This window comes from Acidiphilium sp. JA12-A1 (assembly GCF_000724705.2).
Classification (GTDB): Bacteria; Pseudomonadota; Alphaproteobacteria; order Acetobacterales; family Acetobacteraceae; genus Acidiphilium; species Acidiphilium multivorum.
Genome location: NZ_JFHO01000013.1, coordinates 1 through 24,909, shown reverse-complemented (window position 1 = coordinate 24,909; position 24,909 = coordinate 1). Strand labels below are relative to the sequence as shown.

30 protein-coding genes and 2 tRNA genes are annotated in these 24,909 nt (G+C 67.6%); 15 read left to right on the top strand and 17 right to left on the bottom strand.

Annotation, left to right across the window (positions count from 1 at the left end):
• The first annotated feature begins 6 nt into the window (after positions 1–6).
• The 4 genes from RT91_RS02660 (at position 7) to RT91_RS02645 (ending at position 2,401) form a co-directional block, all read left to right on the top strand.
• Positions 7–330 carry a putative quinol monooxygenase gene (locus RT91_RS02660; RefSeq protein WP_035185643.1) on the top strand — a complete coding sequence of 108 codons (324 nt, stop codon included), beginning with the start codon at positions 7–9 and terminating at the stop codon, positions 328–330.
• Between the two features lie 82 nt (positions 331–412).
• Positions 413–874, top strand: a complete 462-nt coding sequence (locus RT91_RS02655; RefSeq protein WP_007423309.1) for a nuclear transport factor 2 family protein — start codon at positions 413–415, stop codon at positions 872–874.
• Positions 875–889: 15 nt separating this feature from the next.
• Positions 890–1,465, top strand: coding sequence for a TetR/AcrR family transcriptional regulator (locus RT91_RS02650; RefSeq protein WP_013639848.1), 576 nt, complete (start codon positions 890–892; stop codon positions 1,463–1,465).
• Between the two features lie 39 nt (positions 1,466–1,504).
• Entirely contained in the window at positions 1,505–2,401 is an 897-nt protein-coding gene (locus RT91_RS02645) for a LysR family transcriptional regulator (protein WP_011941687.1), read from the top strand.
• A 14-nt stretch (positions 2,402–2,415) separates the two neighbouring features.
• On the opposite strand, the gene RT91_RS02640 is transcribed toward RT91_RS02645, so the two are convergent.
• Positions 2,416–3,813 carry a PLP-dependent aminotransferase family protein gene (locus RT91_RS02640; protein ID WP_035185641.1) on the bottom strand — a complete coding sequence of 466 codons (1,398 nt, stop codon included), beginning with the start codon at positions 3,811–3,813 and terminating at the stop codon, positions 2,416–2,418.
• A 244-nt stretch (positions 3,814–4,057) separates the two neighbouring features.
• Between RT91_RS02640 and RT91_RS02635 the strand changes: the two genes are divergently transcribed.
• From RT91_RS02635 to RT91_RS02605, 7 genes are all read left to right on the top strand, one after another.
• Positions 4,058–4,510 carry a DUF983 domain-containing protein gene (locus RT91_RS02635; RefSeq protein WP_231844494.1) on the top strand — a complete coding sequence of 151 codons (453 nt, stop codon included), beginning with the start codon at positions 4,058–4,060 and terminating at the stop codon, positions 4,508–4,510.
• The gene (locus RT91_RS02630) at positions 4,507–5,061 is read left to right on the top strand and encodes an HPP family protein (RefSeq protein ID WP_011941690.1); all 555 of its coding nucleotides are present in this window, start codon (positions 4,507–4,509) and stop codon (positions 5,059–5,061) included. Before RT91_RS02635 ends, RT91_RS02630 begins: the two co-directional genes overlap by 4 nt.
• Before the next feature lie 65 nt (positions 5,062–5,126).
• Entirely contained in the window at positions 5,127–6,572 is a 1,446-nt protein-coding gene (locus RT91_RS02625) for a methyl-accepting chemotaxis protein (protein ID WP_035185673.1), read from the top strand.
• Positions 6,573–6,624: 52 nt separating this feature from the next.
• On the top strand, positions 6,625–7,302 hold the full coding sequence (gene aat, locus RT91_RS02620; protein ID WP_035185637.1) for a leucyl/phenylalanyl-tRNA--protein transferase: 678 nt from the start codon (positions 6,625–6,627) through the stop codon (positions 7,300–7,302).
• Positions 7,303–7,481: 179 nt separating this feature from the next.
• Entirely contained in the window at positions 7,482–8,321 is an 840-nt protein-coding gene (locus tag RT91_RS02615) for an ABC transporter substrate-binding protein (protein ID WP_007423018.1), read from the top strand.
• A 77-nt stretch (positions 8,322–8,398) separates the two neighbouring features.
• Positions 8,399–9,151, top strand: coding sequence for an amino acid ABC transporter permease (locus RT91_RS02610; protein ID WP_007423017.1), 753 nt, complete (start codon positions 8,399–8,401; stop codon positions 9,149–9,151).
• Positions 9,148–9,915 carry an amino acid ABC transporter ATP-binding protein gene (locus tag RT91_RS02605; protein WP_035185634.1) on the top strand — a complete coding sequence of 256 codons (768 nt, stop codon included), beginning with the start codon at positions 9,148–9,150 and terminating at the stop codon, positions 9,913–9,915. The genes RT91_RS02610 and RT91_RS02605 overlap by 4 nt, the downstream gene beginning before the upstream one ends.
• Positions 9,916–9,974: 59 nt before the next feature.
• On the opposite strand, the gene RT91_RS02600 is transcribed toward RT91_RS02605, so the two are convergent.
• The 5 genes from RT91_RS02600 to RT91_RS02585 form a co-directional block, all read right to left on the bottom strand.
• Entirely contained in the window at positions 9,975–11,012 is a 1,038-nt protein-coding gene (locus RT91_RS02600) for a carbohydrate kinase family protein (RefSeq protein WP_035185632.1), read from the bottom strand.
• 7 nt (positions 11,013–11,019) lie between these two features.
• Positions 11,020–12,006, bottom strand: a complete 987-nt coding sequence (locus RT91_RS02595; protein ID WP_035185630.1) for a hypothetical protein — start codon at positions 12,004–12,006, stop codon at positions 11,020–11,022.
• Between the two features lie 281 nt (positions 12,007–12,287).
• On the bottom strand, positions 12,288–12,428 hold the full coding sequence (locus tag RT91_RS21915) for a hypothetical protein (RefSeq protein ID WP_160321838.1): 141 nt from the start codon (positions 12,426–12,428) through the stop codon (positions 12,288–12,290).
• Positions 12,412–12,975 carry a hypothetical protein gene (locus RT91_RS02590; protein WP_035185628.1) on the bottom strand — a complete coding sequence of 188 codons (564 nt, stop codon included), beginning with the start codon at positions 12,973–12,975 and terminating at the stop codon, positions 12,412–12,414. The genes RT91_RS21915 and RT91_RS02590 overlap by 17 nt, the downstream gene beginning before the upstream one ends.
• A 91-nt stretch (positions 12,976–13,066) precedes the next feature.
• A complete protein-coding gene (locus RT91_RS02585; RefSeq protein WP_035185626.1) occupies positions 13,067–13,282 on the bottom strand; it encodes a hypothetical protein in 216 nt (71 codons plus the stop codon).
• Positions 13,283–13,545: 263 nt separating this feature from the next.
• Between RT91_RS02585 and RT91_RS02580 the strand changes: the two genes are divergently transcribed.
• Positions 13,546–14,475 (top strand): glycine betaine ABC transporter substrate-binding protein, encoded by a 930-nt coding sequence (locus tag RT91_RS02580; RefSeq protein ID WP_035185624.1) that lies wholly within the window; start codon positions 13,546–13,548, stop codon positions 14,473–14,475.
• Positions 14,476–14,540: 65 nt separating this feature from the next.
• Here the strand turns inward: RT91_RS02580 and RT91_RS02575 are convergent, their stop codons facing one another.
• From RT91_RS02575 to RT91_RS02540, 8 genes are all read right to left on the bottom strand, one after another.
• Complete coding sequence (locus RT91_RS02575) at positions 14,541–15,653, bottom strand: hypothetical protein (RefSeq protein WP_035185622.1); 1,113 nt, start codon at positions 15,651–15,653, stop codon at positions 14,541–14,543.
• Positions 15,654–15,812: 159 nt separating this feature from the next.
• The gene (locus RT91_RS02570; RefSeq protein ID WP_035185620.1) at positions 15,813–16,130 is read right to left on the bottom strand and encodes a hypothetical protein; all 318 of its coding nucleotides are present in this window, start codon (positions 16,128–16,130) and stop codon (positions 15,813–15,815) included.
• Between the two features lie 15 nt (positions 16,131–16,145).
• Entirely contained in the window at positions 16,146–16,688 is a 543-nt protein-coding gene (locus tag RT91_RS02565) for a hypothetical protein (RefSeq protein WP_007423126.1), read from the bottom strand.
• Positions 16,689–17,390: 702 nt separating this feature from the next.
• Positions 17,391–17,467, bottom strand: a tRNA-Arg gene (locus RT91_RS02560).
• Positions 17,468–17,519: 52 nt separating this feature from the next.
• Entirely contained in the window at positions 17,520–17,831 is a 312-nt protein-coding gene (locus RT91_RS02555) for an ETC complex I subunit (protein ID WP_007423125.1), read from the bottom strand.
• Positions 17,832–17,857: 26 nt separating this feature from the next.
• Positions 17,858–17,931, bottom strand: a tRNA-Pro gene (locus RT91_RS02550).
• Between the two features lie 47 nt (positions 17,932–17,978).
• A complete protein-coding gene (locus RT91_RS02545; protein WP_011941700.1) occupies positions 17,979–18,464 on the bottom strand; it encodes a DUF192 domain-containing protein in 486 nt (161 codons plus the stop codon).
• Positions 18,465–18,483: 19 nt separating this feature from the next.
• On the bottom strand, positions 18,484–19,578 hold the full coding sequence (locus tag RT91_RS02540; protein WP_035185617.1) for an acetoin utilization protein AcuC: 1,095 nt from the start codon (positions 19,576–19,578) through the stop codon (positions 18,484–18,486).
• A gap of 45 nt (positions 19,579–19,623) precedes the next feature.
• On the opposite strand from RT91_RS02540, the gene RT91_RS02535 reads away from it, so the two are divergent.
• Together RT91_RS02535 and RT91_RS20195 are read left to right on the top strand one after the other, a co-directional pair.
• The gene (locus RT91_RS02535; RefSeq protein WP_035185616.1) at positions 19,624–21,204 is read left to right on the top strand and encodes a peptide chain release factor 3; all 1,581 of its coding nucleotides are present in this window, start codon (positions 19,624–19,626) and stop codon (positions 21,202–21,204) included.
• A gap of 449 nt (positions 21,205–21,653) precedes the next feature.
• On the top strand, positions 21,654–22,172 hold the full coding sequence (locus RT91_RS20195; protein WP_160321837.1) for an endonuclease NucS domain-containing protein: 519 nt from the start codon (positions 21,654–21,656) through the stop codon (positions 22,170–22,172).
• 57 nt (positions 22,173–22,229) lie between these two features.
• Here the strand turns inward: RT91_RS20195 and RT91_RS21285 are convergent, their stop codons facing one another.
• From RT91_RS21285 to RT91_RS02525, 3 genes are all read right to left on the bottom strand, one after another.
• A complete protein-coding gene (locus RT91_RS21285) occupies positions 22,230–22,766 on the bottom strand; it encodes a hypothetical protein (protein WP_152982784.1) in 537 nt (178 codons plus the stop codon).
• Between the two features lie 132 nt (positions 22,767–22,898).
• Positions 22,899–23,315 carry a hypothetical protein gene (locus tag RT91_RS02530; protein WP_011941706.1) on the bottom strand — a complete coding sequence of 139 codons (417 nt, stop codon included), beginning with the start codon at positions 23,313–23,315 and terminating at the stop codon, positions 22,899–22,901.
• Between the two features lie 124 nt (positions 23,316–23,439).
• Complete coding sequence (locus RT91_RS02525; RefSeq protein WP_035185612.1) at positions 23,440–24,141, bottom strand: PEP-CTERM sorting domain-containing protein; 702 nt, start codon at positions 24,139–24,141, stop codon at positions 23,440–23,442.
• 314 nt (positions 24,142–24,455) lie between these two features.
• Here RT91_RS02525 and RT91_RS02520 point away from each other — a divergent pair.
• On the top strand, positions 24,456–24,909 hold a 454-nt coding region (locus RT91_RS02520), incomplete at its 3' end, for a hypothetical protein (RefSeq protein ID WP_035185610.1).

The following is a 24,909-nucleotide window of genomic DNA, read 5'->3' as shown; positions in this document are numbered from 1 at the left end:
CGCCGCATGAGCGAAGAGTCCGGACGCTTCCTCGCCCTCGTGGGCAGCTATCGGCTGGCCCCGGAGGATGCGCCGGCCTTCGCGGAGATCGCGCGGCGCTGCGTCGCCCTCACCGTGGTCAAGCCGGGCTGCCTGTATTTCACCATCGCCGAGGACGTTTCGGTGCCCGGACTCTTTCATCTCTCGGAGGGATGGGCTGACCGGGCCGCCCTCGATGCGCATCTCTCCAGCGCGGATTTCGCGGCGATCCTGGCGGAGGCCGGGCGATTGCGCGTTCTCGGCCGCACCGCCTTCGTGGCGGAGGCGAGCGGCCGGCGGTCCCTGTTCTGACCGCCCGGCACGGCCGGGGGTTGCGCGATCCCGTCTGTACCGATAGGTATCGAGAATACCAATCGGTACAGGAGAGACGCGGATGAGCATTATCGCCCCACCCTTCACGCGGGACAGCGCGATCCGGAAGGTTCGCCTCGCGGAGGACGGCTGGAACGGCCGTGACCCGGAAAAGGTCGCGCTGGCCTACACGCCCGACAGCCGCTGGCGGAACCGCGCCGAATTCGTCAGCGGCCGGGCCGAGATCGTCGCCTTCCTGACCCGCAAATGGGCGAAGGAGCTCGACTATCGCCTGATCAAGGAATTATGGGCCTTCGGCGAGGACCGCATCGCCGTCCGCTATGCCTATGAATGGCACGACGACAGCGGCAACTGGTTCCGCTCCTACGGCAACGAGAACTGGGAATTCGACGCCGCCGGGCTGATGCGGCGGCGCTTCGCCTGCATCAACGACCTGCCGATCGCCCCGGCCGAGCGCAAGTTCCACTGGCCGCTCGGGCGCCGCCCGGATGATCATCCGGGCCTGTCCGATCTCGGGCTCTGAGCCGGCGGCGCGGCCATGCGGACGATCAACCAGCGCGCCGACGTCGTGCCGCTGCTGGGCGAGGTGTTCCGCGAGTTCGGCTACGAGGGCGCCTCGCTGAGCCGGATCACCGGGCGGACGGGCCTTGGCAAGGGCAGCCTCTACCACTTCTTTCCCGGCGGCAAGGAGGAGATGGCGCAGGCGGTGCTCGCCGATGTGGACGCCTGGTTCGAGCGCCACGTCTTCGCGCCGCTGCGCGACGAGGCGCCCGAGGTTGCGCCCGGGGCGGCCATCGAGGGGATGTGGGATGCCGTGACCGCCTATTTCCGGTCCGGCGCGCGGATCTGCCTGGTCGGCGCCTTCGCGCTCGACGGCACGCGGGACCGGTTCGCCGATGCCGTCTCCGGATATTTCGTCCGGTGGATCGCGGCGTTGCGCGACGCGCTGGTGCGGCGGGGCTGGGCGCCGGCCGAGGCCGCCGCCCGCGCCGAGGAGGCCGTGCTCGGCATCCAGGGCGCCCTCGTGCTGGCGCGGGCGACCGGCGATCAGGCGGTGTTCGTCCGGGCGATCGAACGGCTGCGGCTCCGGCTGCGGCCGGCGGCGCAATCGTGACATGACAGTTTCGCGCCGGCGCGGTAGGGTTTCGCGGTCATGAAGGACATCGCCGCGCTGAAGCTCTACACGCGGGTCGCGCGCCTCGGCAGTTTTTCGGCGGCGGGCAGGGAGAGCGGCATGTCGCAGCCGCAGGTCTCGCGCATGATCGCCGAACTCGAACAGGAACTCGGCGCCAGGCTGCTGTCGAGGACGACGCGGGCGGTGGTGCCGACCGAGGCCGGCAAGGCGTTCCTCCTCCGCATCGAGGCCATTCTCGCCGCGCTCGACGAGGCCGGCCAGAGCGTGCGCGAGGGCGGCGAGTTCCACGGCATGTTGCGGCTCAGCATGCCGACGAGTTTCGGCATCCATGTCGCGATTCCGCGCCTCGCCGATTTCGCCGCCCGGCATTCGCGGCTGCAGATCCACCTCGAACTCGACGACCGGCGGCAGGACCTGGTGCGCGAGGCGGTGGATGTCGCGATCCGGATCGGCGCGCTGCCGGATTCGGCGAGCGCCACCGCCCGGCAGATCGCGCTGGTCTCCCGGGTGATCGTGGCCTCGCCGGCCTACCTGGCCGCGAACGGCGCGCCGGCGCGGCCCGAGGATCTGGCGGGCCACCGGATCATCCGCGGCGCCGCCGCCGCCAACCCCCTGGCCTGGACCTTCGAGCGCGACGGCGAGAGCATCGCGGCACGGGTGCAGCCGCAGTTCACCACCAACGATAACGAGGGGGCGATCGTCGCCGCCATCGCCGGGCTCGGCATCACCTCGACCGGCGAATGGGAGTGCCGGCGGGCGCTGGAGGACGGCTCCCTCGTGCGCCTGCTGACGGACTGGACGATGGCCGACGTTCCCGTGCACGCCTATTTCCCGATGGGCCGGAACACCCGCGCCGCGGCGCGCGCGCTGATCGACCATCTGCGGGACGGGATCGCGGCGGACGGGCGGGGCTGACCCGGCCGCGCCGATCAGACGATGATGTCGGCCAGCGGCGGCGGGGCGGCGAGCGCTGCGGCGACGGCCTTCAGGCTCGTGCGCAGCGCCTCGCGCGTGGCCGGCGCGCCGAGGCCGAGGCGCACCGCCTCCGGCGCGGTGCCGGCGGCGAAGGCGTCGCTGCCGACGGCGCCGATCCCGGCCGAGCGCAGACGGTCGATGAAGGCGCTGCGGGTCCAGGGCGGGTCGAGGGGCAGCCAGGCGTGAAACGCGTCCTCGGCGGTGCGCAGGCCCGCCTCCGGCAACAGCGCGCGCAGGATCTGCCGGCGCGAAGCGGTTTCCCGGCGAATCGCCTCGCGCACCGCCTCCGCCGTGCCGTCCCCGATCCAGCGCGTCGCGATCGCCGCCGTCAGCGGCGAGGCCATCGACGTGGTCGCCCGGATCGCGGCGGCAAGCCGGTGCGCGGCCGCGGCGTCGGGCGGGACGACATAGGCGAGGCGCAGCGCCGGGGACAGCGATTTCGCCACCCCCGCGATGTAATAGGAAATGGAGGGCGCGAAGGTGGCGAGCGGCGGCGGCGCGCTGCGCGGCAGCATGCCATAGGCGTCGTCCTCGACGATCGCGATGCCCTGCGCCGTCGCGATGGCGGCGATCGCGGCGCGGCGGTCCGGGGGCATCGTGGCGGTCGTGGGGTTGTGCAGGGTCGGCGTGCAGTAGAGCAGCTTCGGCCGGTGCGCGCGGCAGGCGGCCTCGAAGGCGTCGGGCAGCAGCCCGTCCGCATCCATGGCGACCGGCACCAGGCGAAGGCCGCGATGGGCGGCCAGCGCGCGGAAGCCCGGATAGGTGAGATCCTCGACGCAGACGGCATCGCCAGGCGCGGCGAGCAGGCCGGCGATCGCGAGCAACGCGCCCTGCGCGCCGGGGCAGAGCAGCACGCGCTCGGGCGGCAACGGGCCCATCCGGTCACGCAGCCAGTGCGCGCCGGCGGCGCGGTCGGCCATGGCGCCGCCGATATCCTGATAGCGCAGCAGCAGGTCGAGCCCGGCCTCCGCCCCGAGCGCCGTGACATCCCGCCAGAGGCGCGCCGCCAGCGCGGGGTCGTCGAAGCACGGCGGCAGGTTCATGCTCATGTCGATCAGGCCGCCGGCGGTGGCGGCCGCGCGCGGCGGCGGGATAATCCTGACATAGGTGCCGAGCCCCACCCGGCCCTCGATCAGCCCGCGGCGCGCGGCCTCGGCATAGGCGCGGGTGACGGTCGTGAAATCGATCCCGATCGCGGCGGCGAGGCGGCGCTGGGTCGGCAGGCGGTCGCCCGGCCTCAGCGCGCCGGACCGGATATCGGCCTCCAGCGCCGCGGCGATCGCGAGATAGATCGGCCCGTCCGGCTTGCGGATATCCGGCAGCCAGGCGGGGGGCATGTCACGGTCCGTCATGGTCCGGCTCTCGTTCCATATATATGTATCCCCGCTTCCTTACCCCCGCCCGTGGCCTGAGGCAATCGCGGCGTCCCGCATCTTCTGCCATGCCGCGCTGGCGGGCCTTCCTCGGGTCATGCGGGAATCGCCGTGCTGCTGCCGGCATCTCCGCGTTGGTTCCCGGCAGGAAAGCATATATATGCCAATCCATCGATATTGCATGGACGATTGCCATAGCGAGATCCATGCGGCGGAGACAGACATGACCCAGCTGACGGAACCGGCGGCGAGTGCCCCCGGCATGGCGCGGCGGCCCCGCGCGCGACTCGATGTGCCGTGGACCACCGTGCTCGGGCGCGGCCTGGCGATGCGCTGCCCCTCCTGCGGCGAGCGCCCGGCATTCGACGGATACCTGCATGTGCGGCCGCATTGCGAGGCGTGCGGCGCGCCGCTCGGCCGGGTGCCGTGCGACGACGCACCGCCCTACCTGACGCTCGTCGTCGTGCTGCATGTCGTCGTCGCGGCCGCGGTCATCCTCGACCGCGGCGGCAGGATGCCGTCCTCGACGCTGCTCGAAATCTTCCTGCCGCTGACCCTGGCGCTGATCCTCCTGCTGCTGAGGCCGATCAAGGGAGCGACGCTGGGCGTGCTGCTCAAGGTCGGCATCCTCCGGCCGGCGCCGGCGGCGACGGGCGCGGGTAGCGCGGGCGCGTGACGTTCGCGCGGCGTGGCGGGTTCGCCTCGCTCGGTGCCATCACGCGGCAATGGGGCGCGCCGCACCGCCCGCCGCTGCCCGGCATCGTCTGGATCGGCGGGCTGCTCTCGGCGCTGGCCTGGCTCGGCGGCCGCCATCTCGGCCTTTTGCTGATCCCGCCCTTCGCCGCCACCATGACGATCGTGCTGTGCCTGCCGGATGCCGCGGTGGCGCAGCCTTTCGCGGTGATCGCCGGCTCGACCCTCGGCACGCTGATCGGCACCGCCGCGGCGGCCGGACTGGGCCCCGGGCCGCAGACCGCGGCATTGGCCGCCGTGGCGGCGCTGGCGGTGCTGCCCCGGCTGCGCGCCTATCATCCGCCCGGCGTGGCGCTCGCGCTCTATCCCGCGCTGCTGCATCCGGGGCCGTGGTTCGCCGCCGCGGTGGTGCTGCCCTTCACCCTCGCGGTGGTGGCTTCGGCGTCGCTGCTGAGCCGGTGGGTGGCATCCTGGCCGGCCTATCCGCTGCCGCTGCGCCCGCGCCAAAGGTGCATCGCGCGCATCGCGAGGTAAGGTTTCATTAATGATAGTGCTCTAGCCCGGGCAGCGAACCAGCTTGCCATGGGGTGCCGCCGACCGTGTTCAGCATCAGGAAATCCAAAGACGCTCTGCCGCTCTCGAAGGATGCCGGCATGTTGCTTGCCGCGCTGCAACAGATCAGCGTTCCATTGTTCGTGCTCGGGCGCGACGGCGCCGTGGTGTTCTGGAATCCCGCCTGCGCCGAACTGACCGGCCTTGCCGCCGCCGAGGTGATCGGCACGAAGGAGCACTGGAAGGGATTTTACCCGGCGCCGCGCCCGTGCATGGCGGATCTCGTGCTGTCGGGCAATGGCGGGCAGGCCGGCCAGCTCTACGCGCAGAACAGCGGCGGGCAGGACGGCCGGATGAGCGCCGAGAACTGGTGCGACATGCCGTTGACCGGCCGCAGGCGCTATCTCGGAATCGATGCCGGGCCGATCCGCGATGCGGAGGGGAACACGGTGTTCGTGGTCGAGACGCTCAAGGACATGACCTCGGCGAAGCAGGCGGAACTGGACCTCGCCGCCGAGCGCGAGCGGGTGATGGGCGCGCAGGCCGCCGTCGTCACCGCGATCGCCGACGGGCTGCGGAACCTCTCGGCGGGAATCCTGACGTTCCGGATCACCAGGGCCCTGCCGGCGGAGTATGAAACGCTGCGGGTCGATTTCAACAACTCCATCGAGAAGCTGCAGCGAACCCTGTCGCGCATCGACCAGGACGCGCAGCACGTCCTGGCGGCGACCGGCGAGATCGCCCGCGCCTCGGGCGACCTGTCGCAGCGGACGGAACGGCAGGCGGCGAGCCTCGAACAGACGGCCGCCGCCGTCGAGCAGATCACCGCGACGGTCCGCACCACGGCGCAGGGCGCGGCCGAGGCGGGGGCGGCGGTCAGCCAGGCGGAGGCGACGGCGCGGCATTCGGCCACGGTCGTCGAGGACACCGTGGCGGCGATGAACCGGATCGAGACCTCCTCGAACAAGATCACCAACATCATCGGCATCATCGACGAGATCGCCTTCCAGACCAATCTCCTGGCGCTCAATGCCGGGGTCGAGGCGGCGCGCGCCGGCGATGCCGGGCGGGGCTTCGCCGTCGTCGCCACCGAGGTCCGCGCCCTGGCGCAGCGCTCGGCCGACGCGGCGCGGGAGATCAAGTCGCTCATCCTCGCGGCGTCCGGCGAGGTCAAGGCCGGGGTGAACCTCGTCGACGAGACCGGCAAGGCGCTGCAGCGGATCGGCGGGGAAATCGGCACCCTGAGCCGCCTGATGGGCGACATCACCGCCTCGGCGCGGGAACAGGCGACCGGGCTCGCCGAGGTGAACGCCGCCATCAGCGAGATGGACCATGTGACGCAGCAGAACGCGGCGATGGCCGAACAGGCGACCGCCGGCTGCCGCAACCTCTCCGAGAAGGCGTCGCGGCTGTCCGGCCTCGTGGGCGAATTCCGGATCCGCCAGCCGGGCGAAGCGGCCCCGGCCGGCGCGGACGCGATGCACGCCGCCTGAGCGCCGCCGCCGGGCCGGTTGTCCGCCCCCGCGTTTCGGACCATCATCGGCCATGGACTCGCCACGTTTCGAACTGACGGCGGACATCCTGCTGCGCGCCTATCGGTTCGGCCTGTTTCCGATGGCCGAGCGGCGGAATGCGGCGGACCTGCATTTCCTCGATCCCGAGCGGCGGGGCGTGCTGCCGCTGGAGGCGTTCCACCTGCCGCGCCGGCTCGCGCGCACGCTGCGGAACACGAGCCTCGACATCGTCTCCGACCGGGATTTTCCCGCGCTGATCGCCGCCTGCGCCGCGCGCCGGCCGGTGCGGCCGGAGACCTGGATCAACGAGGAGATCGAGCGCCTCTTCGTCGACCTGCACCGGCGCGGCCATGCGCACAGCGTCGAGGTCTGGCAGGGCGGGGAACTCGTCGGCGGGTTGTATGGCTTGGCGATCGGCGGCGCCTTTTTCGGCGAGAGCATGGTCTCGCTCGTGCGGGATGCCTCGAAGCTCGCGCTGGTGCACCTCGTGGCGCGGCTGCGGCTGGGCGGGTTTTCATTGCTGGACACGCAGTTCCTGACCGCGCACCTGGCCCGGTTCGGGGCGTTCGAGATCGGCCGCGCCGCGTATCACGCGCGCCTGGCCGAGGCGGTGGCGCGGCCGGCGCGCTGGATCGCCGATCCGGCGCCCGCCGTCATCGAGGCCGAGATCGCCCGCCTGCGGCTCGCGGAGACCGACGCCGAAGGGTGACAAGGGCCGGCCGCCACCAATCCGGGCCTCGGCCCTCCCTTCCGGCCGGGCCGGCAGCGGTCTATCCTGCCATGCTGCGGTCATGCATGGACCGCCGAAGCGGGAACCGCCATAAGGGCGATCAACGGGTGCGAACCCGAAACAGCAAGACACGATCACAGGAAGAACGGGAGACGGACATGTTGCGTGCGGCAATCAGCAAACTGTCGGCAAGACGGCGTGGGGCGAGGCTGGCGGCCGCCGGCGCCGCGGTCCTGCTGGCGCTGCCGGCGGCGGCGTCCGGCGCCGTCCCGAACGGCATCAAGCTCGTCAATCCGGGTCACCTGACGATCTGCACCCATCTGTCCTACAAGCCCTTCGAGTATATCAACAAGGACGGCAAGGTCGTCGGCTTCGATGTCGACATGCTGGATCTGCTGGCGAAGCGGCTGGGCGTGAAGACCCGGATCATCAGCATCGACTGGAACCAGGTGACCTCCGGCGCGGTGTTCGCCGCCAATCGCTGCGATGTCGCGATGGGCGCGGAGACGATCACGCCGGAACGCGCCAAGGCGGTGCTGTTCTCCGATCCGTATTTCGACGCGACGCAGGTCCTCCTGGCCAAGAAGGGCTCCGGCGTGCACGGCCTGGCCAGCCTCAAGGGCAAGCGGTTCGGCGTGCAGGTCAACACCACCGGGCAGATCTACGCCGACAAGCGGGCCGCCAAATTCGGCTACACCACGGTCATCTTTCCCGACCTGATCGCCGAGGCCTCGGCCGTCAGCGTCGGCGCCGTCGCGGCGGCGATCAACGATAACGGCCCGATGTACGAATACGCCAGGACGCATCCCGACACCCATGTGGTGGCCGAGTTCGATACCGGCGAGCACTACGGATTCGCGTTCAAGAAGAACAGCGCCAACGCGACCCGGCTGGCCGGCGTGCTGAACACCGTCCTCGCCAAGGCCAAGAGCGACGGCGAATACAACAAGATCTTCAAGACGTGGTTCGGCCAGATCCCGCAGGACGTCAAACAGTAAGGCGGATGAGCGGCGACGCCGACCGGCCGGCGGCGCGCCGGCGCGCAAGCCCGCGGCTGCGGGCGAGGCGGTCCAGGATGGCGCAATACGCCATTCTGGCCATCGTTCTCGCGCTGGCGGCCGAGTTCGCCAAGTGGCGCGAGATCGGGCGGACCTTCTTCGAGCCGCGGCTGATCGAATTCACGATTCTCCACGGCCTCGCCAACGCGCTGCTGAACACGGCGCTCTATACGGCCGGCGCGTTCGTGCTCGGCCTCGTGCTCGGCCTCGTGCTGGCGCTGATGCGGCTGTCCCCGGTCGCGCCCTATCGCTGGCTGGCGACGGTCTATATCGAATTCTTCCGCGGCCTGCCCTCGCTTGTCGTGTTCATCGCGTTTTCGCTGCTGCCGCTGGCCTTTTCCGGACTGACGATTCCATGGTCGCCCTACGGCACGGTCTGGGTCGCGCTCGGCGTCGTCGGCAGCGCCTACATGGCGGAGACGATGCGCGCCGGCATCCAGGCCGTGCCGAAAGGCCAGGTCGAGGCGGCGCGCTCGCTCGGCATGTCCTCGGCGCAGGCGATGCGCAAGATCGTGCTGATGCAGGCGCTGCGGCTCATGGTGCCGCCGCTGACGAACGAGCTGATCATGCTCATCAAGGATTCCTCGCTGGTGTTCGTGGTCGGGCTGTCGGCCGGGCAGTTCGATCTGACGGAATTCGGGCGGTCCACGGCCAATACCAACGTCAACATCACGCCGCTCGTGGTGGCCGGGCTCGGCTACCTGCTGATCACGCTGCCGCTGTCGATGCTGGTGCGGCGGATGGAGGTATCGCGGGTGACGGGAGCATGAGCGGCATCGATCCAGGCCGGACGGTTGTGAAGATCGAAGGGCTGCACAAGCGATTCGGCCAGAACCATGTGCTGAGGGGAATCGATTTCAGCGTCGCGCGGGGCGAGGTGGTGTGCATCATCGGCCCGTCGGGGTCGGGCAAGTCGACGCTGCTGCGCTGCATCAACCTGCTCGAACGGCCGCAGCAGGGCCGGCTCGAGGTCAATGGCGAGAACCTGCTCGACCCGGATTGCGACATCGATGCGGCACGCCGGCACATCGGCATGGTGTTCCAGCAGTTCAACCTCTTTCCGCATCACACCGCGCTGGAGAACTGCATCGTCGCGCCGATGACGGTGCTGCGCCTGACGCGGGCGGCGGCGGAGGCGACGGCCCGCGCCAATCTCGAGCGCGTCGGCCTCGCCGACAAGCTCGGCGCCTATCCCGCCCAGTTGTCCGGCGGCCAGCAGCAGCGGGTGGCGATCGCCCGGGCGCTGTCGATGGAGCCGGCGCTGATGCTGTTCGACGAACCGACCTCGGCACTCGATCCCGAACTCGTGGGCGAGGTGCTGACCGCGATGCGGCGACTGGCCGAGGCCGGCATGACGATGATCGTCGTGACCCATGAAATGGCGTTCGCCCGCGAGGTGGCCGATCGGGTCGTGTTCATGGATGCCGGCACGATCATCGAGCAGGGGCCGCCGGACTCGGTGATCGGCGCGCCGCGCGAGGCGCGGACGCAGAGCTTCCTGCGCCGCGTTCTGAACCCGGTTCACCTCGACTAGAGCATCATCCGATCCTTCTGGATCGGATGTAGTGCTCTATCTTGTTGATAATCAGAGCATCAGCCGAGACCGGTCAGCTCCTCCCGCCATCCCCACCGGCACGCGATGTCGAGGCAGTCCTGCCAGGCCTCGATCGCATCGGTCGTGCCGATGCTGCGCAGCGAGACGGCCGCCGCGGCGTGGGCGAGGGCGAGGGCGCGCGCGGTCTCCCAGCCCTCGTGAAAACCGTAGAGAAAACCTGAGGCGAACGCGTCGCCGGCACCATTGGCGCCGGCGATCTCCGCCTCCGGCACGCGGACCGACGCCTTCGCGGCAACCGTTCCGTCGCGCGCGACCGCGATGGCGCCGCGCGGGAAATGCACGGCCACGAGCCGCATCGCGCCGCTGGCCAGAACCGCGCGCGCGGCGCGCAGGCACGCCGCCGTGTCGGTCTCTCCATGGTCGCATGTCGCCATGCCGGCGATCGCGCCGATCTCGACGTCGTTGACCACCAGCAGATCGAGTTCCGGCAGGCAGGGCCGCACCAGCGCGGCGAGGCGTTCGGCCGGAACGCTGCACAGTTCGAGATTCGTCAGCAGCCCGGCCCGCCGCGCCTTGCGCAGGGTCGCGACCCAGCCGTTCGCGGCGTCGCCCCAGGCGCCGTCCATCCGCGCGTGGATGCCGGGCAGGCCGAGATGCAGGATGCGGCCGCGGGTGGCGGCAAAGTCGAAATGATCGGGGGTGAGCGCATCGGCGGCGCCGGCCCGGAAGATGTGCGTCCGCCGTCCGCTCCGGCGCGAGGTGTAGGCGTCGGTGAACTGCGTCGGCGCGCCCGCGACGACGGTGAGCCCGGTTGCGTCGATGCCGTGCGCCGCGGCCGCGGCATGCAGCAGGCGGCCGTTTTCGTCATCGCCCACCACGCCGATGGTCTCCACGGGCATGCCGGCGTCGAGCCGCCGGATGCCGAGGGCGAGGTTGCACGCCGAGCCGCCGCCGCGCGCCTGTTCCTCCAGGATTTCGACGAGGCCGTCCTCGCCCGGCCAGAACTCGACCACACGGTTGCGGTCGACGCACCAGGTCCCGCCGGTGACGAAGCCACGTCGCGCCATGTCGCTCATGGGCGCGTCAGTGCTGCCTGAGGGGGGCTTCCGTGATCAGCAGGTCGTCGGCGAGCGGGCGCGTCGGTGCGATCCCCTGTGCCTGCAGCGTGCCGTGATAGGCCTTCACCGCCTCCTCCGGCGAGACCGCGCCGTTGGCGACCTCGCGCATCAGCGACACGATGGCGAGCGGATCCTCGGCGAGGTTGATCTTGCGGCCGAACAGCGCGACGCGCGCGCCGTACCGTTCCGCCTGGTGCAGCAGTTCGAACGTGTCGCGCGTGGTGCCGGCGCTGCCGCCGAGCACGCCGACGATCAGCGACGGATCGTACGACGCCAGCTCCTCGAGCGCTTTCGGGCCGTTATAGGGGATCTTGAGGAATTGCGGCCGGTCCGCCTGCATCACGCCGGCGAGGCAGCGATGAATGCAGTCATTGACGTAGAAGGGGATCTGTTCCGGGTCGATGCCGCAGGCGATGTTCGGGTTGAACACTTCGAGGAAATAGGTGAAGCCGGCCGCCCGCGCATCGGCGCGGAACGCGGCGAACGCGTCCAGCGCGGCGAGGTCGGTCTCGATATCGTTGCAGAACGTCATCGAATACAGGCCGAGATCGGTGAGGCGCGCGGCCTGGGCGAGGTCGGCGGTGCGGAACGGACGCGACGCCGCAAGGTGATAGGTGGCGCGGCGCATCCGCCAGATGTCGGTCGTGTCGTTCGCGCGGATGGCGGGCTTCACCGCGCTGCCGGCGAACGTGCCCTGCGCCGCCAGCACTTCGAGGTTGGAGGCCGAGACGAGCATGATATCGACGATGTCCTGCGCGACGATCGCCCTGACCTGGTCGAGGAACTCGGCCCTGGTGCGGTGGCGGGTCCAGCTGCCGTCGCGCTCGCGCTTCGGCCCCGCCGCGGTGATGCTCGGTCCCATGTCGCCGTCCTTCGCATCGGCGATGATGAAGTCGCTGGGCCGGTACTTCCCCGCGCGGATCCGGGCGAGCTTGGCATCGAGGCGGGTCATCGTGGCTCCTGCTGGTTGGCCGGGATCAAGTTGCGGCGATCGTCCGGCCACCCTCTCCGCCGCATCGGCTCGGTGCGGCGCGGCAATGACCGGCATCGGCCATGCTATTGCGCGCCGGGGGGCGAGACAAGCCGAGCCGCCCCGTATGTTCCGGCGCCTTCGCCTCCCGAAACCTCTCTAGAGCACCATCCGATCAGATGGAGTCATCTGATCGGATAAAGATGCTCTGGTTATCAACAAGATAGAGCACGACATCCGATCCATCGGGATCGGAACGTGCTCTACACCCGCAGCGCGAGCAGCAGCATCAGCGCGGCCACCACGAGGGGGACCAGCCCGAACACCCATACCGGCAGCTCGCCGCCTTCCTTTCGCGGCTGCGTCCGCGGCGAATCCCGCCGGCTCTCAGTTGGTCGAGGCATGGTGCCGTCCCGTCTCCGTGCTGTCCGCATCGCCGCGCAGCGGCCGTCCCGTCCACGCGATCGCGCAGATCTTCCTGCTCAGCGCATGGGCCTTGGTGAATCCGTCGAGGCTGAAGGCCGTTGTGGCCACGCCGTGCCGCCCGGTATCGACGCCCAGATACACCCGCTTGTACGCCTTCAGATCATGGATGACCGGCCTTGCCGCCGGCGCGAAGGCGATGGCGCCGCGCGTGCGGAAGCGGACCCGCCGCGGGCCGATTCGCACCGCCGGGTCGGCCGGCGCCGCCGCGAGCCCGTCGATGGCGGTCTCCGCCGCATGGCCGCGATGCTCCGCCACGATCAGCACGAGGCGCCGCCCGCTCCGTCCCTTCATGGGGCCCCAGACCGGGTAAGTCGCCGCGTAGCACACTTCATGCCGTCCCCTGCCGTCCCTGAGCACCATCCAGTGTCCGATCTCGGAGACGAAATGCGGGCGCCCCGCCGCCATGGCGCGAGCACCCGCTCCGAACCCCAGGACAATCAGGCAGATCGCGGCTTCCGTCCTCATGTCCCAGATGTCGCAGCACGGCGACGCCGCTCAAGGCAACGTCGCGTGATGCGCGGAAATGTGACGGCCGCCGCGCCCGATCAGTTCGCGATCAGCTGTTGCCAACCACCTTGTGCGCGAACGGCACGTTCACCACCGGCTGCGACGGCCCGGTGAAGGACGGGTAGGCCTGCCCGATCACGCCGGGAGGGGTCTGCGCGGTGATCGGCTGGGCCGGCAGGTTGGGGATGCCCATGCCGGCAAGGGCGGTGCCGGAGATACCCAGCAGAGCGGCGGCCGCCACGGAAGCGATGATGGTCTTTTTCATTGTCAGTCTCCTGAACTTTCCGGATGTCCCGGCCTCACGACGGGGCCGTCTCATCCGCGATGTCCAGGATGTAGGCCTGCCGGATTCATCGTCCTAGAGCGATGGAGGAATAGGTTTGATAACTGCCGGAGATGAATCAACCCCCGCCTTCGCGCCGCCGCCGGGCACGGTTGCGTGATCGCGCGCCCCGCCCGCTTGGCAGGCCGCCTGCGGGCCGATAGCAGCAACCGGCGGGCCGCGCCCCGCTTGATGATGAGGAAACCATGCTTGCACGAACCCTGCGACTGTCCGCCCTTTGCGCCGCCGCCATCGCGATCGCCCCGGCCCCGGCGCGGGCGCAGCCGCCAGCCGCCTGCCGCACGATCCGCCTCGGCCATGGCGGATGGCTCGACAACCAGGTGCAGAACGCCGTCTTCGGCGCCGTCGTGGCACCCTTCGGCTACCAGGTGAGGATCGAGCCTGCCCGCCTCAAGACGATCTACCATCGCCTCGCCACCGGCCGGCTCGACGTCTACCTGCAGGACTGGCGGCCCGATAACTGGATGTCATCGGTCACCGCGATCCGGGATTCCGATGTCGCCCGCAAGCGCATCGCCGTGGCCGGGACCGACCTTTCCGGCGCCCGCCACACGCTCGCGGTGCCGGCCTATCTCTACCGCGCCGGCCTGAAGGACTTCGCGGACATCCACAAGTTCGCCGGCCAACTCGACCACACGATCTACGGCATCGAGCCCGACAATGTCGGCGACCGTCAGCTGCTGTCGATGATCCGCCGCAACACCGACGGCCTCGGCGGCTTCCACCTCGTGCAGGCCGGCGCCGGCGGCATGCTGCGGGCGCTGGCGGCGAAGATCCGCCACCACGAGCCGATCCTGTTCCTCGGCTGGCAGCCCGACGCGATGAACGTCGAATACCGCATCCGCTACCTCGGCGGCGGCGGCGCCGCCTTCGGCCACGACCAGGGGGCGGCGCGAAGCCTGATCCTGACGCGCGCCGGCTACGCCGCGCAATGCCCCGCCATCGGCGGCCTGTTGCACCGCTTCCGCCTGCCGGTCCGGGCGGAAAGCCGCATGATGTATGACATCCAGGTCAAGCGCGAGGCCGTCGGGCCGGTCGCCGCGGCATGGATCGCCGCGCATCCGGCCTGGCTGAAGCGGATGCGCGCGCCACTCGCCTCTCCCGCGCGCGGCTGACCCGAGGCGGCTGACCCGAGGCGGCTGACCCGAGGCGGCCGGGCCGGGCAGGGCAGGGGGCCGGCTCAGAACACCAGCGAGACCGCGAACCGTCCGAACGGGCGGTTGCGCGGCCCGTTGCCCGCGTTCAGCCGTTCCCAGCCGAGATCGGCGTCGATCGACACCCGGCGGAACAGCCGCGAGCGCATCTCGACCCCCGCCGCCGTCATCATCGCGCGGCTGCCGGGCATCCCGGCGCCGGCCGGCTGCGCGGTGCGCGCGACATTCCAGAACACGCCGCCGCGCAGCATCCGCAGGCCGCCCGCCGCCCCGAGCGGAAACACCGCCTGCTGCCCGGCCAGCACGCCGCGGCTCGCCGGCGAAATCGGCGCGAGGGCCGGATCGGCGCTGGCGAGATCGCCCAGGCTGACGCGATCGGCATTGAACAGCAGGCCGCTGCCGAACTGGTCGCAGAACGCCGTGGTCAGCACGGCACCCGCCGGCAGCGCGGTGCTGCGCGTCAGCGTCAGCCGGCCATAGGCGAAATCGGAGCGGGCGAGCCCCGGCGCGGCGGGGTCGAACCCGGCGCTGCCGCGCCCCAGCATCACCGTGCCGGCGAGGCTCGTCGTCCCGCCGCCATCGTGCCGCCGCCCGGCGCAGCGCAGCAGCACGTCGCGCTGCCGCCCACCGCCCGGCGCGAGCCAGACCGGCCCATACCCGAACCCGATATCCGACCGTTGCAGCCGCGCCCGCAGCGTTCCGCCCCAGGTGGCGCCGCGCCAGCGATAGGAAACGCCGGTCGTCATGGCGTAGCCGGCATCCGTCCCGTCCCCCTGGCGCCGCCGCGCCAGCCCGCCAGACACGCTGAGGCGCTCCCCGCCATCGCCGATGACGGTGTCGGTCAGCGTCGTCTCTTCATAGGCGCCGTAGGCGCGGTCATCGATGCCGTAGCTGACCTGCTGCCGGGCCCCGAACGGCGAGGTCAGGGTGAAGCCGTCATTGCCGCTCGCCGCATCCGCCGAATCGCGGGTGAAGCGCAGCCCGTCCGGCCGCGCGGGCATCGCCGCCGCCTCGGCCAGCACCGCCGAGCCCGACCAGGCGGCCGCCGCGGCCGGCCGCGCGTGGCCGAGCACGCCCGCCGCCAGCAGGGCCAGCAGCAGCCATGGCCGGCGCGCCGGAGCGGCACAGGAAATCGTCATGGGCGAGCAACATTCGAACAAATCAGGAATGCATGATGTCTATATTATGGCGCCGCCGCCCGCAAGGGCGTTCCTCGCCCCGCCCTGGCGCCTCGCGGCGCGCCGCATGCCGGCCCGCTCCGTGATCGCCGGACCATCGTCCGACCGGAAAAGGATAACTTATTTATCAACGGGATAGAGCGCCGCATGCGATGCGGACGCGCCGGAGACCGCCCTGATCAGCAGGGCGAGATCGACAAGGGCGATCGCGCCGAGCAGGACGACCGTCAGCGCCATCAGCGGACGATCGTAGAGCACGACGCTTTTCGCGCTGATCCATTCGATCAGGGCGCGGAGACGGTGCCGCGGCGACGCCATCGCCTGATCGCCTCCCTCGGTGCGGACGTTCATGCCGGCCCGGCCCCGATCCTGCCGTGCCCGGCCATCGGCAAGGTCCGTCGTGTCGTCCCGATGCGCGTCATCGGCGTGCCGCGCCACGCCCGGCCGGCGGCATCAGTCTTCCCGGGCATGATCCATGATCTCCAGGCGGATCTGCACGCGGCCATCCGCCCTTTCGCACACCCGTCGCGCATAGGCATTCTGCTCGATGGAGACCGCCTTGCCGTTCACCAGCAGGAACCGGCCGCTGATCGGCTGGAACTGAAACCGGTCGATTTCCTTCCTGTTTATATATACGTCTTTTATGATATTTGAACTGTATGACATGTCGACAATGAAGCGGCATACCCGTGCCGAGATTTTGGAAATCAATATGCTGTAATGATTTATATTGTTTGAATTTACTGCAATATAAAGATGGCCATTATGGCTGTCCTGACTTTCGGCCGTATGTATGAATTGCCCCGTGTTGAATTCGGCATAATGAATGGCCTGATTGAAATACATCAGGCTCTTCTTGTTATTGAAACGGTAATTGGAAAGAAAGGAAATCCGGTTGACGTATGTATATTTCGCAAACGCGAGAATAAATCCAGACACCACCAGGCCAACGGCAAATCCAAACAGGACCCATTTTACGCGATAGACTATCGTCATCTCCGACCTCATTTTTGTTTATGGTTTTTATGTTTTTTGTCGGAAAACTAGTCACAAATGATCAACAAAAAATTAACGGCTGTCTCTATAACTATCTCTTATCTCGTAATTAATACTTTCCTTATTTTTGTGTCTTTTGTCGCCCTTGTCGCGAATGCCCCTTGCACGGCCGCCCTTCGCGTGCGTGCGCATCGGGCCGGCGCGCTTCCCTGCCTGCCGTCGCGAACGGAACCGCGTTCGCTCCCGCACTTCGTCGCCACAGGGTGCTGCCGCCGTCACGGCCTTGCGCGCCGGCGATCGGCCGGCGCGATGCGTAACCGTCTGTATCAAAATATAAACAATGATCACATTTTAATGAGACTGGTTGTAATTAATTAACCGATGTGTCATGAAAAATCATTAATCGATATGTAATTAGACGATCGAATTTCAGGACCCCTTTCTTTCAACGGCCTTGGTTTCAGAGATCCGCGTTCAGGGAGATCATTTCTGACGGTAAGCCCCGGAGAGATCCGGGGCTTTTTTTTCGCAACGCCGCAGCGGCCGCGCCGTTCCCGGCGCCGCGCACCCGGATACGGGCGGCGCAAACAATCGCATATCCGCACGAAGTTGGCCGTCTCGCGGCCCGCGAACTGTGCCCCGCAAGGCACGATGACGGAGCAGGGCAGGGGGATGAAACCTCACGCAACCCGTTGATAGAACTGGCGACCCTGGCGTGACTCGAACACGCAACCACCCGCTTAGAAGGCGGGTGCTCTATCCAGTTGAGCTACAGGGCCGTGCGGCGGCGAACATCGCCCAATTCGCCGCCGAATGCCAGACCGGGCCGCCTCAGTGCGTCCAGTTCGCCCGCCGGTCCGCGCGGAAATTGTCGGCATAGGCCTTGGGCCGCCGGTGCCGCTCGGTCGGGATCTCGAGGTCGAAGGCGATTCCATGCTTCTCCGCATAGGCGATGGCCTCCTCGCGGGTCGCGAAGCTCAGCCGCACCTGGCTCGCCATCATGTCGCCGCTGCCGGTCCAGCCCATCAGCGGGTCGATCCGCTTCGCCATCGCCGGCTCGAACTCCAGTACCCATTCCCTCGTCTTCGCCCAGCCGGACTGCATGGCGGATTTCGGCGGCAGATAGATGCGGGCGCGATTCATGCGGCATTCCTCTCGGTCGGTCCGTCTCGGGGCGCCCGGATTCGAACCGGGGGCCTCTTGTACCCAAAACAAGCGCGCTACCAGGCTGCGCCACGCCCCGCACGGACGCTTGCTACTACAGCGCCTCCAAGGTGCGAGGCAAGCGCCTCACTTGTCGTCGCCGAATTGCGGCCCGATCACCTTGTCGCCGACATCGATGTCGTCCTTCGCGGTGATCCCGCCCTGCAATTCGATCGTCGCCGCCACCTTCACATGGCTGGAAATGATCCGCAGGCTCTGCGGCACCGTCTCGTTGGCGATATGCCGGATCGTCCCGTGCGGCCCGACGAACACCATGTCCAGCGGCACCAGCGTGTTCTTCATCCACATCTCGGACACCTGCGGCGGGTTCCACGGAAAGATCATCCCCTCGTCCGCCGCCACGCTCTTGCGGAACATCAGCCCGATTTCCTGCTGCTTCGGCGTGATCGCCTTCTCCACCGTGAAGGTGAACCGCTTGCCGTGCTGGTTGACGATGGTGATCGTCTCGGTCGGCAGCTTCGCCTGCGGCCCGGTGATCGCCGCCGCGGCCACCCCGACGGCCGATCCGCCAGCAATCCCGGCCGCAAGGCAAATTCCCATCCAGCGTCTCATCGTCCTGCTCCTTGTTGCGTCACGCGGCGAGGCGGCGCACCTCGTCCCGCACCAGGCCCGCCTGCGGCGGATCGTCGAGGCGGGTGAGCCAGTGCGCCGGCCTCGGCCGCGACTGCCCGCGGAAATAGCTGATTCCCGCCAGCACGTCCAAGGCCGCCGGCGGCAGCGCCTCCGGCACCGCGTGCCCGTTCAGCACGCCCCACAACCCCGCCCAGGCCCGCCCGAGCGCATACGGGTTATACCCGCCACCCCCGAGCACGATCAGCCGCGGCGCCAGCCCGCGGATCGCCTCCAGCGCCGCCCACAACCCCCGGTTCGACAGCGCCAGCCGGCTCATCGGATCATCCGCCAGCGCATCCGCCCCCGGCAGGAACACGATCCCCTCCGGCCGCGCCGCCGCGATCGCCGGCACGATCCGCGCCTCCATCAGGAACGCCAGCTCCGCGTCGCAAAACCCCTCCGGCACGGCAAAATTGAACACCCCCGCCGCCGCGTCGCTCGTCCCCCCCGTCCGCGGCCACCGCCCCGCCTCATGCACGCTGATCGTCGTCACTCGCCCATCGCGCGCGAACGCCGCCTCCACCCCATCGCCGTGATGCGCGTCGAGATCGAGATAGACCAGCCGCTCCAGCCCAAGGTCGAGCCACTCCATCAGCGCCAGCACCGCGTCGTTGATGTAGCAGAACCCGCTCGCCCGCGCCGGCCAGGCATGATGGTTCCCCGCCGCCGGCACATGCGCGACCCCGCCCTCCGCCGTCAGCCGTGCCGCCAGCATCGCGCCCCCCGCCGAGGTCGCCGGCCGCCGATACACCGCGCGATGCAACGGATTCCCCTCCGCCCCGATGCCGAACCGCGCCCGCGCCTCCGCCGGCACCTCCTGCGTCCGCTCCGCCGCCTCCAGCGCGTCGAGATAGGCCGGATCGTGAAACCGCTCCAGCGCCGCACGCCCCGCCACCGGCGCCGTCCGATACTGCCCCGCCGCCAGCCACCCCATCGCCCGGATCAGATCCTCCGCCACCGGCGCCCTCATCGTCGCCAGCGGATGCGGCGGCGCCGCGATCGCCGCCCGATACACCTCCGCCCCGATCAGCACCGCCCCGCGCGTCCCGCTCATCCGCCTTGCCTACCCATCAAGCCCCGCCGTTGCTATAGGCTGGGCATGAGTGACGAATTGACAACGCTCGCGCAGGACGCTTCCCCCGCCAGCACCGGCGCCTTCCCCCGCCGCACCTTCGCGATCATCTCCCACCCCGACGCCGGCAAGACCACCCTGACCGAGAAGCTCCTCCTCTTCGGCGGCGCCATCCGCGAGGCCGGCATGGTCAAGGCCCGCCGCGAGCGCCGCAACACCCGCTCGGACTGGATGGCCATCGAACGCCAGCGCGGCATCTCCGTCACCTCCTCGGTCATGACCTTCACCTGGCACGACGTCGTCTTCAACCTGCTCGACACGCCCGGCCACCAGGACTTCTCCGAAGACACCTACCGCACCCTCACCGCGGTCGACGCCGCCGTCATGGTCATCGACGCCGCCCGCGGCATCGAGGCCCAGACCCTCAAGCTCTTCGAGGTCTGCCGCCTGCGCGACATCCCGATCATCACCTTCGTCAACAAGATCGACCGCGAAGGCCAGGACCCGTTTTCGCTCCTCGATGAAATCGCGAACACCCTCGCGCTCGACGTCTGCCCCCTCGTCTGGCCCGTCGGCATGGGCGGCCTCTTCCGCGGCTGCTGGGACATCCGCGCCAACCGCCCCATCGGCCGCGTCGCCCCGGATGGCGAACCCGCCGAACCCGTCACCATCCCCGACGAGCAGATGGCCGACCTGCGCGATGCCGTCGAACTCGCCGGCGCCTACCCCGCCTTCGACCGCGAAGCCTTCCTCGCCGGTCACCTCACCCCCGTCGTCTTCGGCACCGCGCTGAAGGATTACGGCGTCCTCGAACTCCTCTCCCTCCTCGCCGAACACGCCCCGCCGCCCACCACCCAGCGCGCCGAACCCCACCCCGTCCGCGCGGATCAAAAATCCGTCACCGGCTTCGTCTTCAAGGTCCAGGCCAACATGGACCCCAACCACCGCGACCGCATCGCCTTCACCCGCATCTGCTCGGGCCGCTTCCAGCGCGGCATGAAACTGCTCCACGTCCGCACCGGCAAGCCGATGGCCATCCAGGCCCCGATCTTCTTCTTCGCCCAGGACCGCTCCCTCGCCGAGGAAGCCTTCCCCGGCGACATCATCGGCATCCCCAACCACGGCTCGCTCCGCGTGGGCGACACGCTGACCGAAGGCGAAACCCTCCGTTTCACCGGCATCCCCAGCTTCGCCCCCGAAATCCTCCGCCGCGTCGTCCTGACCGACCCGATGAAAGCCAAACAGCTCCGCCGCGCCCTCGAAGACCTCGCCGAGGAAGGTGTCGCCCAGGTCTTCCGCCCGATGCTGGGTGCTGACTGGATCGTCGGCGTCGTCGGCGCCCTCCAGCTCGACGTCCTGCAAGCCCGCATCGACGCCGAATACAAGATCCCCATCCGCTTCGAACCCGCCCCCTACGTCACCGCCCGCTGGATTTCCTGCCCCGACCCCAAACGCCTGAAAGACTTCATCGAAGCCAACCAGTCCACCCTCGGCCACGACCGCGACGACTCCCCCGTCTTCCTCGCCCGCGACACTTTTTCTCTCCGCTTCACCGCCGAACGCTGGCCCGAAATCACCTTCGCCACCACCCACCAATCCGCCTCATGATTTTGATCCCCCCGCTTCGGCGGGGATACTTGCAAGATTATTGCGGCAGTCGTCTGTCTTGGCGATCTCAGAACGGACTGAGCAGGGTGTGTGCCCTCCTGCGAGTTTAGCTTTGCATTCGTCGCAGGGAGGTTGGTTCATTTCAGCTATCCACACAAAGCCTCGTGCGTGCGGGATATTCCGTATTTCTTGACTTTCTATCGAGCAGGCGGTGATTATTTCTGATCGTGGTGCACTGGCTCGCGTCCGCCACATCAGGTGCGTGTAGGGACAGGAAGATGCCGGTTCAGCGTCACATTGTCGTAATTCCGCGTGAAGACGGAGGAGTCGAGCTTTTTCCTCTGAAGGAGTGGTTGCGACGGAACCCCGAAGAAACGCCATCGGGACTTGACCCAACAATGAGCACATCACACCAACTTCGATCCGGATTGCGTCGGATGGGGTGGACCATGCAGCAGACCCCCACTGAGATACGGCTCGTTAAACCGGGGGCGGAAACATTAGACATTGTCGACGAAGTACTCGGGTCAGATGAAGATTTCCAAGATAATGTCGGCTCCGCGGCATTTTCGCTTGAGTACCAACTACGTGACTTTCTAGCAGCAAATCTTGCACAAGTCGCAGTTAACGGGGTGCACTTGCGACTTTACGTCGATCTGACTGGTCGTGAAGGTATTGAGTATCCGACAGCCGTTGGACCAATTGATATAGTGGCAGTTGATGAAAAAGGCTCGTTTTTCGTATTCGAGTTGAAGCGCGCTAATAGCCATGATCATGCAGTAGGCCAAGTTGCGCGTTATATGGGATGGATAAGGCAAACGATTGGAAAGGACCGTGATGTTTTTGGGGTAATAGTTGCGAAGGCAATCAGCGAGAAGCTACGTTATGCGGCATCTGTTGTTCCGAATCTATATCTTTTTGAATATGATGTGGAGTTTCATCTCAGGTCGGCAAATAAAATTATATGAGATCTCATAAATAACTAAGAAAGATATATGAATTTTGAGAAAATGGGTCGTTCATAATTATGATCCAGCAGTAGATCTAGGGTCTCTATCCGAAACTGTCTGCTCGATTGCAGTGAGTTCGGCGTTCCACCAGTCAAGAGCCTCGCGGTAGACGTCACGTGCATCATCGCCTTCGCTGTAGCCATCAAGGATTGGGCGGTAGATGTTATCACTTATCGGAAATACATGAGGAACCTCAGATGGTTTGTCTGCGTTAGCATCTCGAACTGACTGCATTGTAACGATATCGACTTCGTCGAGGGGGTTCAAGTTGAAGTGGTATTCTTTCAGGATATTATTTCGTTCTTCATCAATAAATTCTCTGAAGATGGCGTGCTGAGGATCGTCAGAAATCCATCTTTTATAAGCGATCTCAATTTTCTGCTTAAGGTGAACGTCTGCGCCGTCAACTTTGTGAAGCACGTGGCCGACAGCGCGTGCAAGTGCGACCGCACCCGCCCAATGAACGCGCCAGCGGTCGAGATTCTGCTCGGTCTCCAACATCTCAAGAGCGATCTCACAGTCTGCCAAGACCCTTCTTGCTGCCCGCGTCATCGCGCCTCAATCCTTTAACTGTCTGATTAGCCTCTGTCCCCGGACTGCATGTCGAAGGAATTCCGAATTGGCACCGCTATGCACGACCATCTGGCACTCTTGATCGGGCCTCATCTTTCTACGCGCACCGCCCTACCGCCCGAAATAACTGAAAATAAGATACCCTGAAATTGACCGCTGATCGTATTCGACGTCGATCTCTCCCCACGGAAATGTAGCCGGAAGCGGCCGTTGCAGCCTTGTCTCCATCTCCGCCTTGAGCGCTGCGGTCCATTGCTGCTCATACTCAGGATCGACCGTGAGCCAGGTTCGATCCGTGATCCGCGACAGCGACGCCCGCATCAGCCGCCCATCGGTGAAATACACGACCGCAATCCAATCCCGCCCCTCGAACGAGACAGGCTTCAGCAGATACGACCGGTGCGGATCGTTGCGAACAAACTCCCGCGCACCCGCCCCGCGCGGCGACGCCCGGAACGCCGCCTCCGTCAGCCCCGGCCCGATCCGCTCCGTCGCGGAAATCGGAACAATGCCCGCCTCCAGCGTCATGGCCCCCACCGTAATCGTCCCGCCCATCAAATGGTGGCGCGGAAACCCGCCGCAACGCCAAACGCAAACGGCCGGATCGGTAATCTCCGATCCGGCCGCGCTCAGGCGCTCGGTGGCGCGATCGTCAGGCCTTGCGGCGCCGACGCGTGCTGATCAGCCCGAGGCCGAGAAGACCGGTCCCCAGCAGCGCAAGCGAGCCGGGCTCCGGAACGCTCGTTTCATTCACAGTCAGCTGCGCCGGTGCGCCATTGGCCTCGACATAGAGAATCTGGAAAGCACTATTGCCGGGCAGGCTGAAGCTGTAGGGGTTGGACGCGGTTTGCGGGGCGGCCGCGCCGGCGATCACAGTCTGGAGATTATTGGTATAGACGGTCGACCCATCGTCGCTGTTGATCGTGCCGGTAAGGGAATGGTCGAGATATCCCTGGATTTCAAAGACGGTCGTCAGGTTGAACCCGCTTGAGCTCATGGCGACGTTGAGAACGTTCGAATTGCCGCCATAAGTGAAGTTGGACAGGGTGCCGTGGGCGCTGTTCATGAAGTCCAGGATATTGCCTTCGCCATTATTGGCAGTGCCGGGCTGGTACAGGTTGAGAGCGCCCGTATAGGTGAAGGCCGCGAGTTCACTGCCGACCGATCCATTGAAAATCGTGTTGCTCGTATTGGCGAGCTGCGACGGATCGTTGCTGTGGCCGGGATTGGGATTGGTGCCCTGCCACACGGTGATGTTGTACGTCCCGCTGACCGGCGTCGCATGGGCCGTGGCCACGCCCGCGAGGCTGATCGCGCCGCAGGCCACAGCCCCGAGCAGGGCGGCCCTGAGCATCCCCGACCCGTTCCGTTTGTGTTGCATCCGTTTATTCCTTTGCCTGTGGGACCAAAATGTCCCGGTCTCGTTCGTGAAGCGGCCTGGCGGCGCCAATGCCAACGTTCGTTTCGAAAGCAAAAATCATGCCGACAAAATAAAATAAATGATTTCAATGGGATAAAGTTTCGGTCGCCGCAATGTGTAAAGTTTTCCGACACTTTGTCCGGAGACGGCGTCGAAAAAGCCGGGAGCCGTCCCGAAATCCGGCAGGGGGCTGATCCGCCGGCGCAACCTCCTTGCCCACCCCCGGCCGGTCATGCTTGTTAGCGGGAATGACGGCCGCCGCCCCCGCATCGCCCGGCTTCCTGCTCCGCTTCGCCGGCTTCATCGCCGCGCTCTGCGCCTGCGTCGCGGCGGAGGGCGTGCGTCACCGGCGCGGCGCGCTGACCGTCCTCGCCTGGACCCGCCTGCGCCGCCTCTGCGCCCGCCTCGAAGCCCTTGCCACCAGGCCGCGAGCCCCGGCGCGCCGCCGTCCCGGCCGTCCCGGCCGCTCCGGCCCGCCGCACCGTCTCCCGCGCGCCCATGGCTGGCTCCGCCGCGCCTTTCCCGCCACCGCATCCCTGGCCCCGCAACTCCGCGCCCTGCTCGATGCGCCGGACATGCGGGCCTTCATCGCCGCCACCCCCGCCGCCGGCCGCATCCTCCGCCCGCTCTGCCACACCATCGGCATCGCCCCGCCGCCCGCCCTCGCGCTGCCGCCGAAACCGCGCCCACCCCGCGCCGCAC